The organism is Sulfitobacter sp. 1A15299, assembly GCF_043556915.1.
GTDB lineage: Bacteria > Pseudomonadota > Alphaproteobacteria > Rhodobacterales > Rhodobacteraceae > Sulfitobacter.
The window spans coordinates 88,121-104,734 of sequence record NZ_JBIFFJ010000003.1; the positions used below are offsets into that span (position 1 = coordinate 88,121).

The following is a 16,614-nucleotide window of genomic DNA, read 5'->3' on the forward strand; positions in this document are numbered from 1 at the left end:
CGTCCGATTTAAGTAAAGGGGGGTACGGCATGGCCGACCATATCAAGATTACTCCGGCGGAGGGCACATGGGTTGTTCGCGCTGGCGGGGCCGTATTGGGCGAATCCACGGGCGCGTTGGAACTGCGCGAGGGGGACTATCCGCCGGTGATCTACTTTCCGCGTGGCGACATCGCCATGGCGTTCCTCGATGGCACCGACAAGACCACCCACTGCCCGCATAAGGGCGACGCGAGCTATTTCTCGGTGGTGACCAAAAGCCGGACCTTGCAAGACGCCGTCTGGTCTTATGAAGACCCGAAGGCGGATATGGCCGAGATCAAGGGCTATCTGGCTTTCACCCCGATGGAAGAAATCGCGATCGAACGGATCTGAGCGCGGCTTAGGAATGCTCCTCAGCCGCCGTGGCGGCGAGGGCGCGGTTATAGGCCTTCAGCGCATCGACGTGGAACAGCGCGCCCAGCAGTTCGGGCGGCGCATCCGCGCTGAGGGTGACCACCGGGATGAAATTGGAATGGGTCTGATCGAACAGCGGCAGCGCGGCCTCTAGCGTGGCGCTGCCGTCGATATAGGTGCCCTTGTCGATCAAATCCCAACAGGCGTCTTCCGAGGCCGCGTCTTCATCATCGGGGCGGCGCATGATGCGGCCCACCATGAACATCGAGAGCAGATAGGCCTGCGGCCCTGCGGCCAGATGGATGCCGCGCCGCTCCATCTGAGTGAGGAAGAAAGACCGGTCGACCAGCCGGGAGGCCAGCGCGGTCGACATGCTGACGGCGACCATCACGGCCAGACCGGTCTGCCAGTCGCCTGTCATCTCAAACACGATGAGCGTGGTCGAGATCGGCGCGCCCAGCACGGCGGCGGCCACCGCACCCATCCCCGCCAGAGCGTAGAGCGACGAAGAGCCCGAAATCTCGGGGAAGACACCGGTGGCGATGATCCCGAAGCCAAGGCCGGTCAAGGCGCCCAGCATCAGCGAGGGCGAGAACACCCCGCCGCCCATCCGCCCGCCAAGCGTGATCGCCACGGCGGCGACCTTGAGCACGGCAAAGATGATGGCCTCATGCAGCACCAGTTCGCCGACCAGCGCGCGGGAGGTCGTCTCATAGCCCACGCCGATGATATGTGGGAACCAGAGCGCGATGACCCCTAGGATCGCCCCCGCCACCGCCGGGCGCAGCCAGCGGGCAAGGCCGGTGCGCGCTTGCAGGTAGTTGCCGAAATCCTCGGCCCAGAAGATCGCGCGCATCAGCACGACCGAGACCAGACCGCAGGTCAGCCCCAAAAGCAGGAAGGCGGGCAGTTCGACGTAGAATTGCACATCGCCAAGGCCGGGCAGGACGAATTCCGTCAGCCCGCCGAACTCAAGCCGGTTGATGACTGTGCCCGCGGCGGAGGCGATGACGATGGGGGCAAAGGCATGGACGGCGAAATGGCGCAGCACCACTTCGAGGGCGAAAAGCGCGCCAGCGATGGGCGCATTGAAGCTGGCCGAGACCGCCGCCGCCACGGCGCAGCCCAGCAGATCTCGCCCGGTGATCCCATCGGCCTTGATGAAGCGGCTGACCTTGGTCGAGATCACGGCGGCCAGATGCACCACCGGCCCTTCGCGGCCCGATGAGCCGCCCGTGGACAGGGTGATGAGCGAAGCCAGCGCCGAGGCGACCCCGGCACGGGTCTCGACCCGACCGTCGTGCATGGCGGCGCCGAGGATCACGTCGCCCACACTGCGCGCGCGCCCGTCGCGGGTGAAGCGGTGCAGGATCAACCCCACGAGCAGCCCGCCCAGGGTCGGGATCAGCACCACCCAATACCACGGCAGCCCGGCAAGGAAGCTGTGCAGGAATTGCACATCGTCCGTGACGTAAAGCGTGGCCTGCAACCAGTTGATCCCCTTACGGAAAAATAGGGCGGCAAAGCCCGCGGCGATGCCCACCAGCAGCGCGATAAACCAAAATGTCACCTTCCCCGGCCCGCGGGTGCGCAGCACCGTCCAGCCCTGTTTGCAGCCGCCAAGCGCCTGCTGAAGTTGTTGCGAAAAGAAAGCGTTATCTTGCGAAGGCATGGGACTAAGACCAGTTGAACCCTTTCTGTCTAGGGCAAGCTGACCTTGGGTAAAACCGCCATTTAAGAAGTCGTCGCGCCCTGTTGCCCGTTGAGCAATGCCTCTGCCGCCGCCCGGGCCGCATCGGTGATCGTATCGCCTGCAAGCATTCGGGCGACCTCATCGACCCGCTCTTCGGCGGCAAGGGGCGTGACGGTGGAGGTGGTCATGCCCTTTGTCACCGATTTCGCCACGCGCCAGTGATGCGCGCCGAGGGCGGCGACCTGCGGCGAATGGGTGACGACCAAGACCTGCCCCTCGGCGGCCAGCGCCTTTAGGCGGCGGCCCACGGCATCGGCGGTGGCGCCCCCTACCCCACGGTCGATCTCGTCAAAGATCAGGGTGAGGCCGGATTGCGTCTGGGTCAGACAAACCTTCAGCGCCAAAAGGAACCGGCTGAGTTCCCCGCCCGAGGCGATCTTGCCCAAGGGTCCGGCAGGCGCGCCGGGATTCGTAGCCACGGTGAAGGAGACCGCATCGCGCCCCTCGGGGCCAGCGGGTTCTTCGGTCAATTGCGTCTGGAACACTGCGCGTTCCATCTTGAGCGGGGCAAGCTCGGCCGCCACGGATTTGTCGAGCTTGGCTGCGGCCTTACGGCGCGCCTCGGTCAGCGCTCTGGCCCGTTCGTCGTAAAGCGCCTGCGCGTCGCGAACGGCCTTCTCCAGCCCCTCCTGCGCCGCTTCGCCCGCATCAAGCGCGTCGAGCTTGGCGCGCAGCGTGTCGGCGAAACCGGCCAGGTCATCGGGCTGCACGTCATGTTTGCGCGCGAGGCCGCGGATTGCAAAAAGCCGCTCTTCGCAGGCTTCCAACTCATAGGGGTCGAACGACATGCCGTCGATTGCATCGGCCACGCCGGACATCGCCTCGTCCAATTCCACCATGGCGCGGTTGAGCGCGGCAAGCGGGCCCTCCAGCGCGCCTTCGGCCTTGTCGGCCACACCGTCAAGCCAGCGCAGCGCGTCACCCATGGCGGTCTCTGCCCCGCCTTGGCCCAACAGCTCATAGGCGTTGACCACATCACGGCGGATTTTCTCGGCGCCTTGCATCTGGCGGCGGCGGGTGTCGAGGGCGGCTTCCTCGCCCGCTTCGGGGTCGAGCTTGTCCAACTCGGCCACCGCGTGGCGCAGGAACTCTTCCTCGGCGGCGATGGCCTCGCGTTCGGCGGCAGCGGCGGCGGCGGCTTTGCGCGCGGCCCCGAGCGCGTGCCACGCCGCGCGCAGATTGGCAATCGCAGGGGCATTTCCGGCATAGTCGTCAAGGATGGCACGGTGGCCGCGTGGGTTCAGCAGGCCGCGGTCATCATGCTGGCCGTGCAATTCCACCAATGTCTCGGACAGGCGGCGCAGCACCTCACCCGAACAGCGGCGGTCATTGACCCAAGCGGTTTTGCGCCCGTCGGAGGTGTTGATGCGGCGCAGGATCAACTCATCCCCGGCAGGCAGTCCCGCCTCTTCCAGCACCACATGGGCCGGGTGGCCGGGCGGCAGATCGAACCAAGCGGTCACCTCGCCCTGTTCGGCCCCTTGGCGCACCAGATCGGCACGCCCGCGCCAGCCCAGAACGAAGCCGAGCGAATCCAATAGGATCGACTTGCCCGCGCCCGTTTCACCGGTCAGCACGTTCAGCCCCGGCTGGAAGCCAAGCTCCAGCCGGTCGATGATCAGCATGTCTGAAATATCGAGTCCGCGCAGCATCTAAAACCGTCGGATGGGCGACCCCACCCCCCTTAAAGCCACTCGCCCTTGATGGTCTGGCGATAGGCCGCACCCAGCCAATTGTCTTTGTAGAAGGCAGGCGCAAGGCCGCGCCCGGTCAGCAGTTTGTAGCTGTCCTCATACCAGTCGGAGCCCCGGTAGTTGTGGCCAAGGATGGCCCCCGCCGTCTGCGCCTCATGGTTCAGGCCGAGCGACAGGTATGCTTCGACCAAACGGTGCAGCGCTTCGGCGGTGTGGGTGGTGGTCTGAAAATCCTCGACCACGACGCGGAAGCGATTGATCGCGGCGGTATAGTGATCGCGGCGCAGGTAGTAGCGGCCGATCTCCATCTCCTTGCCCGCCAGATGATCAAAGGCGAGGTCGAATTTCAGGATCGCGGAGCGGGCATATTCGCTGTCCGGGTAGCCTTCGATCACGGCGCGCAGGGATTGCAGCGCTTGGAAGGTCAACCCCTGATCGCGGCCCACCTCGTCGATCTGATCGTAATAGCTCAGCGCCAAGAGATACTGCGCATAGGCGGCATCGTCATCGGCGGGGTAGAAATCAATGAAGCGCTGCGCAGCGGAGCGGCTGTTGGGATAGTCCTGATCTTTGTGATAGGCGAACGCCTGCATGATCAGGGCGCGTTTGGCCCATTCGGAATAGGGATAGAGACGCTCGATTTCAGCAAAGTAGAACGCGGCTTCACCGGGGTTGCTGTTGGTTAGCTCATATTCGCCGCGCTCGAAAATCTGCTCGGCCGAATAGGTTTCAAGCGGGATTTCCTGCGGGTTGAAGAAGTTCCCGTCAGAGCGTCCGTCACCACCGCCGCAGGCTGCCAATGTCGCGACCAGAAGCACCGCACTGATCGTCCGCTTGCGCGATCCCGCTACCGTCATGCCCGCACCCCTTGCATCGTCCAACCCATGGTCTTTGACCCTCTTGCGCATGTGACTAGCACAATAAACTGCGTTGCAAAACGCCCATTCCGCCCCCGTCCGCAACCGGCTGCGCGGCGGCGCATCGCTGGGTCAGGCTTGTCACTTCGGCTTAGTGAATACAAGGCATTGGCAAGGCGTTCAATGGCACTTCGCCGCCGAAGCGCCCTGCGCGTCGCGGTGCCGCTGGCCTGCCGCGGGATCAGGCAACCTGGGGGATTTCGTCCCAGATCAGACCAGAGCCGGGCAGCCGCGCCGTTTGCGCCGCATCGCAGGCCACCAGACGCACGGCATCAGGTGTCGCAAAGAGCGCGCGCAGCAGCGTGTTGGTCAGCGAATGGCCCGCACGCTTGCCTTCGTAATGGCCCAAGAGCGGCGCCCCTGCCAGTGCCAGATCGCCAAGCGCGTCGAGCATCTTGTGACGCACCGGCTCATCCGCGTGGCGCAGACCGCCGGGGCTGACGACGGCATCGCCGTCGAAAACCACCGCATTCTCACCCGCTTCGCCGCCGAGGGCCAGACCATTGGCCTGCATCGCCTCCACATCCGCCTGACGGCAGAAGGTGCGGCTGTCGCAAAGTTCGCGTGCGAAAGAGCCGTTGTTCATCACCAACGACTTGCGCTGCTGCCCGATGGCGGCATCGGCAAAGTCGATCTCGAAATCGATGCGCAGCGTATTGGCGGGCGAGATCGTCGCGACCGCGTCGCCATCCTGCACGGTGACGGTTTTCAGCACTTCGAAGGCCATCACGGGGGCGGCAAGCTGGCGCAGGCCGCGCTGCATGATGCCGCGCACGAAAGGCAGCGAGGAGCCATCGAGGATCGGCACTTCGGGGCCGTCGATCTCGACCAAAAGGTTGTGGATGCCACAACCCGCCACGGCGGCCATCAAATGCTCGACGGTCGAGACCGACAGGCCGGTTGGGTTTTCCAGCTTGGTGCAGAGCGGCGAACGGTTCACCGCGTCCCAACGAGCGGGGATCAGACGGTCACCAACAGCCACATCGCTGCGCGAAAACCAAATGCCGTGATGGGCCGACGCCGGGCGCAGTGTCACCGTCGCAGGCAGACCGGAGTGCAGGCCTGTGCCAGTAAAACTTACCGCTGATTTGATCGTTGTCTGCACCGGGTCATCCTCAAGCTTCGAACATCTTCTTGTGTGTTGAACTCTGGATTAAGGGGCGGGTTCATTTTGCTCAACTCAATCTTTGCAACGGTCTGAAACATGCCCGTAACATTTGGGCGCCCGCGTGCCGACCTTACTGCAAGCAATTGTTCCAAAAAGAAAAAGGGCCGCCCCAAGGCAGCCCTTTCGTCATCTATTGTGATCAGTTCAGTTGGCCTGACGGCGCAGGAACGCGGGAATTTCGATGCGCTCTTGATCGGGATCGTTGTTTTCCTGCGGCTGCGGCGCGGCGGCAGAGGCGCGGGTTTGCACCGGCGGCTGCTGACGTGCGGGGCGGGCTTGCGCTTCACCTTCGGCGTGGCCGGTCATCCGGTTGATCAGGGAGTTGATGCCGAAACGGCTCTTGTCGCCCTGTTCACCCTGCTGCTGCTGCGCCTGACGGTGCTGCTCGGGCGCGGCCTTCTGCGCGGCGGCGCGCAGACGGGCCAGCGCTTCGGGGGACGGTGTGCCGGGGGTCGGCGCACGCGGTGCGACGAAGGCTTCGGGCTCGGCTTCGATAGCCTCTTCCTGACGCGGCTCGAATGCGGCGACCTCGGGCTGGTAGGCCGGTGCGGGCAGACCGTCGTCGTCTTCGACAACGTTCTCGTCCTCATACTGATCCTGCTCGCGCTGTCTCGGCTGGAGGTCTTGGAACAGGGCGGCCTGCTCGACTTCCTGCGGCGCTTCGGCAGCGATGGAAGCGGCGACGGGCGCCTGCGCGGCGGACACCTGCGCCACATCGTCAACCGATACGTTCTGACGCAAAGGCTGGCTCATGGAGCGGCGCGGGACCGGGATTTCGGTGTTCACATCGGTGGCGTCGATGCCGGTGGCGACAACGCTGACGCGCATCAGGCCACCAAGGCTTTCGTCCAGCGTGGAGCCGACGATGATGTTCGCTTCGGGGTCCACTTCCTCGCGGATGCGGTTGGCCGCTTCGTCGAGTTCGAACAGGGTAAGGTCCTGACCGCCGGTGATGTTGATGAGCACGCCCTTGGCGCCGCGCAGGCTGATTTCGTCCAGCAGCGGGTTGGCGATGGCTTTCTCGGCGGCTTGGATGGCGCGATCTTCGCCCTCGGCCTCGCCCGTTCCCATCATCGCCTTGCCCATCTCGTCCATCACGGCGCGGACATCGGCGAAGTCGAGGTTGATGAGACCCGGACGGACCATCAGATCGGTCACGCCTTTCACACCTTGGTACAGCACGTCATCGGCAAGCGAGAAGGCTTCGGTGAAGGTGGTCTTTTCGTTCGCCAGACGGAAGAGGTTTTGGTTGGGAATGATGATCAGCGTGTCGACGACCTTTTGCAGCGTCTCAACGCCGTCTTCGGCCTGACGCATGCGCTTGGCGCCCTCGAATTGGAAGGGTTTGGTCACGACGCCGACAGTCAGCACGCCCAGTTCACGCGCGGCCTGCGCGATGATCGGGGCCGCCCCGGTGCCGGTGCCGCCGCCCATGCCAGCGGTGATAAAGCACATATGCGCGCCCGCAAGGTGGTCGACGATCTGCTCGATGCTCTCTTCGGCAGCGGCGGCGCCGACAGAGGCGCGCGCGCCCGCACCCAGACCTTCGGTCACTTTGATGCCCAGTTGCACGCGGTTCTCGGCCTGCGCCTGCTGCAGCGCTTGCGCGTCGGTGTTGGCCACGACGAAATCAACACCGTCAAGTTGCTTTTCGATCATGTTATTGACCGCGTTGCCGCCTGCCCCGCCAACACCGAAGACGGTGATACGGGGTTTCAGATCATCATGTCCTGGCATTGAAAGGTTGAGTGTCATGTGCTGTCCGCCTGTCCAGTTGCCCGCGTCCCGCGGGGGTTTTTTCGACCAAATTTCCACAACCCTATCGGCCTAGGCGGAAAAGGTCACCTAAAAAACATCGTTTTGACGCTAAATATGGGCAGAAACTTGCCAGTTTCCGCCTTATCTCGGGCTTCTCACCCGATATTGGGGTCACCAGTTGTCTCTGAACCATTTCACCGCGCGTTTGAGCGAGCGGGAGGGGTAGCGATCGGCGGGAATGTCGAAATCCCACCATTCGTCCTGCGGATGCGCCGCGAAAAGCGCCAGCCCCACGGCAGAGGCGAAGCCCGGCCCGGTCGCGGCCTGCGGCAGCCCATGCACGCGCAGCGGACGCCCCAGACGGACCTGCTGGCCAAGGATTTTGCTGGCCAGCCCATCCAACCCCGGTATCTGACTGCCCGCCCCGGTAAGCACAATCTGTTGGCTTGGCAAGTGGTCGAAACCGGCGGCATCCAGCCGAACGCGGACCTCTTCGAGGATCTCTTCGACGCGCGGGCGCATGATGCCGATCAACTCGGCCCGGCTGGCGGTGCGGCGGTCGTGTTCGTAATCCCCCGTCTCGCCGCCGATCTCGATCATGTCGCGGTCGTCCATGCCGGTGGCATGCACCCCGCCGTAGAAGGTCTTGATCCGCTCGGCATTGGCCATCGGCACTTGCAGGCCCATGGAGATGTCGGAGGTGACGTGATCCCCGCCCATCCGCACCGTATCGGCATAGATCATATGTTTCTTGATAAAGATCGACAGGCCGGTGGTGCCACCGCCAAAGTCGATACAGGCGGCACCGAGCTCCTGCTCATCCTCGACCAGCGCCGAGATGCCCGAGGCATAGGAGGAGGAGGCGATCCCCGCAAGTTCCAGATCACAGCGCTTGATGCAATGGGCCAGATGCTGCACCGTATCGGCGTCAACGGTCAGCATATGCATGTCCACCGACAGGCTGTTGCCCAACTGGCCGCGCGGGTCGGCCAGACCGCTGCGGTGATCCAGCGCGAAGTTCACCGGCTGAGCGTGCAGCACCTCGCGGCCCTCGCCATATTCCGGCACATCGCAGCCCGCCAGCACCCGCGCCACGTCTTGCTCCGACACCGATTGCCCCTCAAGCTCGACCGAGGCGTCGAGCCCATAGCTGCGCGGCTCCCCGCCCGAGAAACAGGCGATCACGTGATCGACGCGGATGCCGGCCATTTTCTGCGCGGCCTGAAGCGCGGTGCGGATCGCGCGCTCGGTCTCGCCCATGGCGCAAATCTCACCAAAGCGGACCCCGCGCGAGCGGGTGGTCGCCGCCCCGATGACCCGGAACCCAGACTGCCCGGCCAAAGACCCGATGTCGCCGCTGTCGCTATCAAGCCCCGCACCGTCAAAGCGCAGCACCAGACAGGCGATCTTGGAGCTGCCCACATCCAAAATGGCAACCACCCCGCGTTGGATCGCCAATTTGCGCATGTGCCGCATCGAACGCTGACTGTCGTATAGGTCCATCATTTCGTTACTGTCCCGAGTCCAATGGCCATCTTACTGGCCGGAAAGCTGCCTGATGTGCCACCATTCGCGGGTGGCATCTTCGTTCATTCTAAGGGTCGGTCTTGCCGCCAACCGCATGTCCACACGCGCCACGTCCCGCGTAAGAACCTCTTGCGCGCCTTCCAGCGCGATCACCCGTTCCAGCGCTTGCAACGCGTTTTCTTCGGGCAACATGATCGTTTGATCGCGGTCCAGCACCACGTCCCAGCGGCGCTGACCGACGCGGACCAAACCGCGCAGACGGTCGCCCAAGACATTCGCGGCCCCGATCAGCTTAAGCGCCTCCGGCACCGCTTTGTCGGCCCCTGCCCCGGCGATCAGCGGCAGATTGGCGTGATCGCGCCGCGCTTCGATCCGTGCCACATGGGCACCGGTATTGTCCACCAGCGCCAGCCCCGTTTCACTGCGCCAGACGGCCACGGGCACGCGCGGGGTCACGTCGATTTGCAGCACGCCGCCGGGGCGGATGCGCACATTGGCCTGTTTCACCCCGTCGATATCGGTGATCTTCTCGCGGATCTGCGGCAGATCGAGATCGAAGGAGGACAGCGGAAATTCCAGCGGCAGCGCGGTGCGGATTTCGGTCGAGAGCATGTCGCTCGCCCCGTCGATGGCCATGAGCTTGACCATGAATTCGGGCCGCTCTTCGATGCTGGCGCGGACATCGGCGATGGCCTGCACCACGGTGCCGCGCCGCTCTTCGTCCGCCATATAGATCGTGCCGGCCAGCAGGCTCAGCGTGAAGGGCAGCCCCACGCGCAGGGCGAAACGGAACCCCGGTGTCAGCATCAACCGCTGCATCCGCCATGACCACCGCGAGGGGGCGGGATCGGCTTTGCCAGTTTCCGGGCGGCGGCGGATCAGCGATCGCATGAGGCATCCTCCACCATCCAGGCGCAAAGCTCAGGAAAAGAAATGCCGCAGGCGGCGGCCTGCTCGGGCGAGAGCGAAGTGGCGGTCATGCCGGGCTGGGTGTTGGTTTCCAACAGGATCAGCCCCTCGGCCCCCCGCGCCTCGTCCCAGCGGAAATCGGTTCGGCTGATGCCCTTGCAGCCAAGCGCCGCATGGGCGCGGCGGGCATAGTCGAAACACAGATCGGTGATCTCTTGCGGCAGATCGGCGGGCACCACGTGGCGCGAACCGCCGGGTTTGTATTTCGCGTCGTAATCATACCAGCCGGTGGTAATGATATCCGTCACCGCCAGTGCCCGGTCGCCCATCACGGTGGTGGTCAGCTCACGCCCCGGCGCGAAGGTCTCGACCATCACTTCGGCGGGCATGTCGTCGGACAATTGCGGCGGGCCGTTATTTTCCTCGGCCACGAGGTACACCCCGACCGAAGAGCCTTCGTTGTTGGGCTTCACCACATAGGGCGGCGCCATGACATGGGCGGCCATCACATCGGCCTTGGGCGCGATAACGCTTTCCAACACCGGCAGCCCGGCGTGGCGGAACACATCCTTCGAGCGCTGTTTGTCCATCGCCAGCGCCGAGGCCAGCACGCCGGAATGGGTGTAGGGCAGCTTGAGCCATTCGAGCAGCCCCTGCACACAGCCATCTTCGCCCCAGCGGCCATGCAGGCAATTCAGAACGGCATAGGGGTTGAGATCGGCCAGAACGGCTGGAAGATCGCGGTCGGCTTCGACCTCGATCACATTATATCCGCCATGTTCCCGCAAGGCAGCGGCGCATGCACGCCCACTGGACAGGGACACCTCACGCTCGGCCGAGGGGCCACCCATCAATACCGCCACTGTCGGGGTCTGTCCGCTCGACTTACCCACCAAAGTGCCTCTTCGCCTCGGACCGTTTGCGGCCCCTATCATTGTTTTCTTTGCTTCTGCCGTGGCTTAGCTGCTGCGCCGCGGCTTAGCTTTGCGGCGCCGGATCACCCAATTTTTCACCGACGCGCTTAATTTCCCACTCTAGCCTTATACCGCTTGAAGCGTAAACCTTTTTTCGCACCTCTTCGCCCAATGTCTCAAGATCATGGGCCGTGGCGTCGCCGGTGTTGATCAGAAAGTTCGAGTGTTTCGGGCTCATCTGCGCGCCGCCTACGGTCGCCCCGCGCATCCCGGCATCGTCGATCACTTTCCACGCCTTCAGATCATGCACATCATCCGCCTTCCCGGTCGAGGAGAAGCCCGCCGGATTACGGAAAGTGGACCCGGCGCTGCGGTCTTTCGTGGGCTGGCTCTCATCCCGTTTGGCAAGTTGCTCCTCCATCCGGGCGTGCAACTCCTCTGGCACGCCTCTGGGCGGCGCAAAGGTCGCCCCGATCAACACCGCGCCGGGCGACAGATCGCTCTGCCGGTAGCGGAAGTTGAGGTCATCTGCCGTGAGGGTCACCACCTCCCCCGCGCGGGTCACGGCCCGGGCCGAGACGAAATGATCCGCCGTGTAGCTGCCATAACAGCCCGCATTCATGCGCAACGCGCCGCCGATGCTGCCGGGAATGGTCCGCAGAAAGGTCAGATCCAGCCCCGCATCCGCCGCCTTGCGCGCCACATGAGCATCGAGCGCCGCCGCCCCCGCGGTCACCTGATCCCCGTCGATCTCGATCCCGTTGAAACCGCGGCCCAGCCGGATCACCACCGCCCGCAGCCCGCCGTCACGCACGATGAGGTTGCTGCCCACGCCCATGGGGAAAACCGTGACCCCCTGCGGCAGGCGGCGCATGAAGAGGCAAAGATCCTCTACGTCGGCGGGTTGGAACAGGTAATCCGCAGGGCCGCCGACGCGGAGCCATGTCAGGTCGCTCAGGGCGCGATTTGGGGTCAGCCTGCCGCGCAGGTCGGGGATATTCAGCTTAATCATGGCGCCGGACTTAGCGCATTTGCACGGCAGGGCAAACCATCAAGAAGACGGCGGATCGACACGGCTCTCGCGCCAGCGTTTGGCCACCCGTCCTGCAAGCCAGCCCAGACCAAACCCGCCCACGGCATAGAGCAGGACCGAAAGCTGCGCCAAAAGCGCATGCGGCTCGAGCACCCGCGCATCCAGTCCGAAAACCATCCATGTGGCGTTGAGCGCAAAGCCGGTCGCCAGCACGAGAAAGAACCACAGCACACGGGCGCGAAAACCGGTCCAGATACAGGCGATCATCCAGACCGCAAAGACCGACAGCAGCGCCGCGAGGGTCGGCGTCAGGGTCATTCCGCCGGGCCTTTGACCCGGCCCGCGCTGCGGCGCAGCCAACGCGCCAGATAGACGACGGGCCAGCGCAGCACCGAACAGCCCCCCACCAGCACCAGCAGACCCAGCCACGGGCCGTGCTGCGCGGTAACGAAACCGACGATCGGGATGCCCAGGGCGATCAGCAGATAGGCGCTGCGCCAGTGGGAGTCTTTGCTCGGCGTCATGGCAAGGATATTGGCAATCACGAACCAGAAACAGGCAAGGATGAGAGACAGGCTCATTTCGGCAGCTCCGGCTTATGGCCCCGCAGCCGCGCCCAAAGATAGCGCAGCGGATTGCGGAACATCGACAGGACCGCCAGCAGCGCCAGAAGCGCATAGGCCCAAGACTGCGTCACACCGATGGCGACGACCAGCACGGGCGCGGCAATCAGCAGGACCACCCCCGGCAGGTATTGAGAGCGCATTGGCAACATGGCCACGGTCACGGCGGCGAAGACCCAGAGGATCGACAGCCAGACGAGGGTCACGCAGCCGCCCCCTTGGCCGCGCGGAGCGCATCGGGCAGATCATTGGCCCAGCTGCTGATCGTGCCTGCCCCAAGGCAGACCACCATATCGCCCGGACGCGCCTCGCGCCGGACCAGTTGGGTCAGCGCCTCGGCATCCTCGACCGCATAGGCGTGGCGATGGCCGTGCTGGATCAACCCGGTGACCAGACCGTCACGGTCGGCACCGGGGATGGGCTCTTCCCCCGCTGCATAGACATCGGCGATGCCCACCACATCTGCATCGTTGAAACAGGCGCAGAATTCGTCAAAGTGATGGCTCAGGCGCGAGTAGCGGTGCGGCTGGTGCACGGCGATCACGCGCCCCTTGCTGGCCTGCCGGGCGGCTTTCAGCACGGCAGCGATCTCGACCGGGTGGTGGCCGTAGTCGTCGATGATGGTCACGCCGTCCACCTCGCCCACGCGGGTAAAGCGGCGATTCACCCCGCCAAAGCTGCCCAAAGCGTCGCGGATTTGCTCAAGCTTCATCCCAAGGTGCCGCGCCACGGTTACCGCTGCCAGCGCGTTCGAGACGTTGTGATCGCCGGGCATCGGCAGGGCGCAGTCTTCGATGACCATGTCTTCGGATTGTAGATGCACGTCGAAATGCGCCACCCCGTCTTTGTAGTGCAACCCCACCGCGCGCACATCGGCCTGCGCATTGAACCCATAGGTCATCACACGGCGGTCGGTGAGTTTGCCCACCAGCGACTGCACCTCCGGGTGATCGGTGCAGCAGACCGCCAGCCCGTAGAAGGGGATGTTCGAGACGAAGTTCAAAAACCCCTGCCGCAGCGTATCGAAGTTGCCCCAATGCTCCATATGCTCGGGGTCGATATTGGTGACGATGGCGATGGTGGCGGGCAAGCGGTTGAAACTGCCGTCACTTTCGTCCGCCTCGACCACCATCCAGTCGCCCTGCCCCATGCGCGCGTTGGAGCCATAGGCGTGGATGATACCGCCGTTGACCACCGTGGGGTCGATGCCCCCGGCGACGAGCAATTCGGCCACCAAGGTGGTGGTGGTCGTCTTGCCATGGGTCCCCGCCACGGCGATGTTGGACTTGAGCCGCATCAGCTCGGCCAGCATCTCGGCCCGGCGGACGACCGGCAGGCCACGGCGGCGCGCTTCGTCCAATTCGGCATTGCCCGGCTTGATCGCCGAAGAGATCACGATCACCGCCGCGCCCTCGATATTCTCGGCCGCCTGCCCTTCGAAAATGCGCCCGCCCAACTCGGCCAGCCGCACGGTGATCTTGGTGGTTTTGAGGTCCGACCCCTGCACCTTGTAGCCGTGGTTCAAGAGCACTTCGGCGATGCCGGACATGCCGATGCCGCCGATGCCGACGAAATGGATCGGGCCGACATCGGTCGGCAGTTTGGTGGCGGCGGCGTTCATTGCGGGTGTTCCTCTTCTGCGGGGGTGAGCGTGCCTTGGGCGGCAAGCTGCTCGACCATATCGGCCAATGTCTCGGCCGCGTCGGGTTTGCCGACCGAAAGCGCGGCGCGCGCCATCTGCATCGCCCCTTCCGGCATCTCAAGCACGGCGAGGATCTGATCGGTCATGATATCTGGGTTGGCTTTGCGTTCGGGCACCATGATCGCGGCCCCGGCTTCGACCAAGCCGCGGGCATTGGCGCTTTGATGATCCCCCGCCGCGGCGGCAAAGGGGATCAGGATCGACGGACGCCCGATCACCGACAGGTCCGCCACGCTGGAGGCACCGGAGCGGCTGATCACCAGCTGCGCCTCGGACATGCGGCGGGGCACATCATCAAAGAAGGGCCGCACATCGGCGCTGATCCCGGATTCGGCGTAGTAGTCCGCCACCCGCTGGCCGTCTTCGTCGCGGGCCTGATGGCTGACACGGATGTTGCGGATCATGTTCATCGGCAGGGCCGCAAGTGCGGGCGGCACCACGTCCGAGAGGATGCGCGCGCCTTGGCTGCCGCCCATCACCAGTATTTCCATCGGGTAGTCGCCCGGCGGGATATAGGCCGATCCGGCACGGTCGAGCACGGCGGCGCGCACCGGATTGCCCACATGCCAGCCCCGCACGCCCTCGGGCAGCTTCGTGGGCCAGATGCCGCAGGCCACGGCGTGGACCCGTTTGGCAAAAATCTCATTCACGCGGCCCAGAATGCCGTTCTGTTCATGGATCATCCGCGGCAGGCGCAGCGCCCAAGCGGCGCCGAGCGCGGGGATCGACGGGTAGCCCCCGAAACCCACCACAGCCGAAGGCCGGTCGCGCAGCATGTTGAGACCCGAGCGGACCACACCGGCGGCGATGCGGAAGGGCACCAATGCCTTGGCCACCACCCCGCCTCGGGCAAAGGTGGCGCTGCTGATCTGGCTGATCTCGACCGCTTCGGGAAAGCCGCCGGTATAGCGCGCGCCGCGCGCATCGGTGCTGAGCTTCACCCGCCAGCCGCGTTTCAGCATCACCTCCGCCAGAGCCTGCGCGGGAAACATATGCCCGCCGGTCCCCCCGGCGGCGATGATCAGCAGTGGGGCGGCCATCAGCGGCGGCCCCGGCCCAGAATATCGCTGATCTCACCCTGCGGGCGGGTCCGGGTAAAGGCCAACAGCATGCCCACGGCGATGCCACTGGCGATCACCGAAGAGCCGCCGTAGCTCACGAAAGGCAGGGTCATGCCCTTGGCGGGCAAAAGCCGCACTGCCACACCCATGTTGATCATTGCCTGTACTCCGAATGTGCAGGCCAGCCCGGTTCCGGCCAGCCGGATGAAGGGGTCACGCTCGCGCACCAGACGCAGCAGCGACCGGACGACCACGACAGTATATAGGGCAATAATGCAGACGACCATGATCAGGCCATATTCCTCGGCCGCGACGGCGATGATGAAGTCGGTATGCGCGTCAGGCAGCGACCATTTCACCTCGCCCTCGCCGACGCCAACGCCGAAAAGCCCGCCCTCGCGGATGGCGTTTGTGGCATAGCCAAGCTGTGTAGTCGGATCGACATCGACGCTGAGAAAGCCGTCGATCCGCCGGGCGAAGTGTTCGGAATTGGAATAGGCGAAGGTGCCCGCCAGAACGACGAGCCCCGCCATGCCGACCAGCAGCACCATCGGCGCGCCGGCCACGAAATACATCACGCCCCAGCCGAAAAGCACCAGACAGGCCTGCCCGAAGTCGGGCTGCATCGCCAGCATCAACACGATGGAGATACAAAGCGCGAAGGACCAGGTTTTGCCCGGAGGGCCGTTTATCTCGGTCGCGGCGGCCATCATCCATGCGGCTGCGACCATGAAACCGGGCTTCAGGAATTCAGAAGGCTGAAACGAAGCGAAGCCCAGCGAATACCAGCGCGTCGCCCCCTTGCCGAAATCGGTGCCGAAGAATGGCAATAGCGCCAGCGCCACGAAGGCCATCACAAAGCCCAGCACTGCCAGACGGCGCACCAGCACTGGGGACATCATCGAGGTCAGCAGCATCGCGATCAGCGCCAATCCGCCGAAGAATGCCTGCCGCTGCACATAGTGGAAAGCGTCAAAGCCGTTTTTCGCGGCCAGCGGCGGGGAAGCGGCCAGCCCCAAAAGCATGCCGACGGCAAAGAGGATCAACACGCAGGACAAGCCCCAACGGTCGACCGTGCGCCACCATTTTGGAAGGATCGGTTCACCATCCCGCACCGGGACCGCGCCATAGACCATCTCTGTCATGGGTATCTGCCTTAA

The 16,614-nt window shown here is 64.4% G+C and carries 16 protein-coding genes; 1 reads left to right on the top strand and 15 read right to left on the bottom strand.

Annotated elements, in window-relative coordinates:
- Nucleotides 1-29: 29 nt before the first annotated feature.
- Nucleotides 30-374, top strand: a complete 345-nt coding sequence (locus ACGYK7_RS05825; RefSeq protein ID WP_394399907.1) for a DUF427 domain-containing protein — start codon at nt 30-32, stop codon at nt 372-374.
- A 7-nt stretch (nt 375-381) separates the two neighbouring features.
- Here ACGYK7_RS05825 and ACGYK7_RS05830 read toward each other — a convergent pair whose 3' ends face one another.
- The 15 genes from ACGYK7_RS05830 to ACGYK7_RS05900 all read right to left on the bottom strand — a co-directional run bounded on the left by ACGYK7_RS05830 (nt 382) and on the right by ACGYK7_RS05900 (nt 16,599).
- Complete coding sequence (locus ACGYK7_RS05830) at nt 382-2,067, bottom strand: chloride channel protein (protein WP_394399909.1); 1,686 nt, start codon at nt 2,065-2,067, stop codon at nt 382-384.
- 62 nt (nt 2,068-2,129) lie between these two features.
- Nucleotides 2,130-3,800, bottom strand: a complete 1,671-nt coding sequence (recN, locus tag ACGYK7_RS05835; protein ID WP_394399911.1) for a DNA repair protein RecN — start codon at nt 3,798-3,800, stop codon at nt 2,130-2,132.
- A gap of 32 nt (nt 3,801-3,832) precedes the next feature.
- Complete coding sequence (locus ACGYK7_RS05840; protein WP_394400396.1) at nt 3,833-4,699, bottom strand: outer membrane protein assembly factor BamD; 867 nt, start codon at nt 4,697-4,699, stop codon at nt 3,833-3,835.
- Nucleotides 4,700-4,940: 241 nt separating this feature from the next.
- Nucleotides 4,941-5,864, bottom strand: coding sequence for a UDP-3-O-acyl-N-acetylglucosamine deacetylase (lpxC, locus tag ACGYK7_RS05845; protein WP_394399913.1), 924 nt, complete (start codon nt 5,862-5,864; stop codon nt 4,941-4,943).
- Between the two features lie 207 nt (nt 5,865-6,071).
- On the bottom strand, nt 6,072-7,682 hold the full coding sequence (gene ftsZ / locus ACGYK7_RS05850) for a cell division protein FtsZ (protein WP_394399915.1): 1,611 nt from the start codon (nt 7,680-7,682) through the stop codon (nt 6,072-6,074).
- A 174-nt stretch (nt 7,683-7,856) separates the two neighbouring features.
- Nucleotides 7,857-9,191 carry a cell division protein FtsA gene (gene ftsA, locus ACGYK7_RS05855; RefSeq protein WP_067263257.1) on the bottom strand — a complete coding sequence of 445 codons (1,335 nt, stop codon included), beginning with the start codon at nt 9,189-9,191 and terminating at the stop codon, nt 7,857-7,859.
- A 30-nt stretch (nt 9,192-9,221) separates the two neighbouring features.
- Nucleotides 9,222-10,103: a cell division protein FtsQ/DivIB gene (locus tag ACGYK7_RS05860; RefSeq protein WP_394399917.1), complete on the bottom strand. Its 882-nt coding sequence runs from the start codon at nt 10,101-10,103 to the stop codon at nt 9,222-9,224.
- Entirely contained in the window at nt 10,091-10,972 is an 882-nt protein-coding gene (locus tag ACGYK7_RS05865; RefSeq protein WP_394400398.1) for a D-alanine--D-alanine ligase, read from the bottom strand. Before ACGYK7_RS05865 ends, ACGYK7_RS05860 begins: the two co-directional genes overlap by 13 nt.
- A 127-nt stretch (nt 10,973-11,099) precedes the next feature.
- Nucleotides 11,100-12,047, bottom strand: coding sequence for a UDP-N-acetylmuramate dehydrogenase (gene murB, locus ACGYK7_RS05870; protein ID WP_394399919.1), 948 nt, complete (start codon nt 12,045-12,047; stop codon nt 11,100-11,102).
- A 39-nt stretch (nt 12,048-12,086) separates the two neighbouring features.
- A complete protein-coding gene (locus ACGYK7_RS05875) occupies nt 12,087-12,386 on the bottom strand; it encodes a hypothetical protein (RefSeq protein WP_394399921.1) in 300 nt (99 codons plus the stop codon).
- A complete protein-coding gene (locus ACGYK7_RS05880; RefSeq protein WP_394399923.1) occupies nt 12,383-12,649 on the bottom strand; it encodes a DUF2484 family protein in 267 nt (88 codons plus the stop codon). The genes ACGYK7_RS05875 and ACGYK7_RS05880 overlap by 4 nt, the downstream gene beginning before the upstream one ends.
- Entirely contained in the window at nt 12,646-12,897 is a 252-nt protein-coding gene (locus tag ACGYK7_RS05885) for a DUF2484 family protein (RefSeq protein WP_394399925.1), read from the bottom strand. Before ACGYK7_RS05885 ends, ACGYK7_RS05880 begins: the two co-directional genes overlap by 4 nt.
- Nucleotides 12,894-14,312 carry a UDP-N-acetylmuramate--L-alanine ligase gene (gene murC, locus ACGYK7_RS05890; protein WP_394399927.1) on the bottom strand — a complete coding sequence of 473 codons (1,419 nt, stop codon included), beginning with the start codon at nt 14,310-14,312 and terminating at the stop codon, nt 12,894-12,896. Before murC ends, ACGYK7_RS05885 begins: the two co-directional genes overlap by 4 nt.
- Nucleotides 14,309-15,433 (bottom strand): UDP-N-acetylglucosamine--N-acetylmuramyl-(pentapeptide) pyrophosphoryl-undecaprenol N-acetylglucosamine transferase, encoded by a 1,125-nt coding sequence (locus ACGYK7_RS05895; RefSeq protein ID WP_394399929.1) that lies wholly within the window; start codon nt 15,431-15,433, stop codon nt 14,309-14,311. Before ACGYK7_RS05895 ends, murC begins: the two co-directional genes overlap by 4 nt.
- Nucleotides 15,433-16,599 (bottom strand): putative peptidoglycan glycosyltransferase FtsW, encoded by a 1,167-nt coding sequence (locus ACGYK7_RS05900; RefSeq protein ID WP_394399931.1) that lies wholly within the window; start codon nt 16,597-16,599, stop codon nt 15,433-15,435. Before ACGYK7_RS05900 ends, ACGYK7_RS05895 begins: the two co-directional genes overlap by 1 nt.
- Nucleotides 16,600-16,614: the final 15 nt, after the last annotated feature.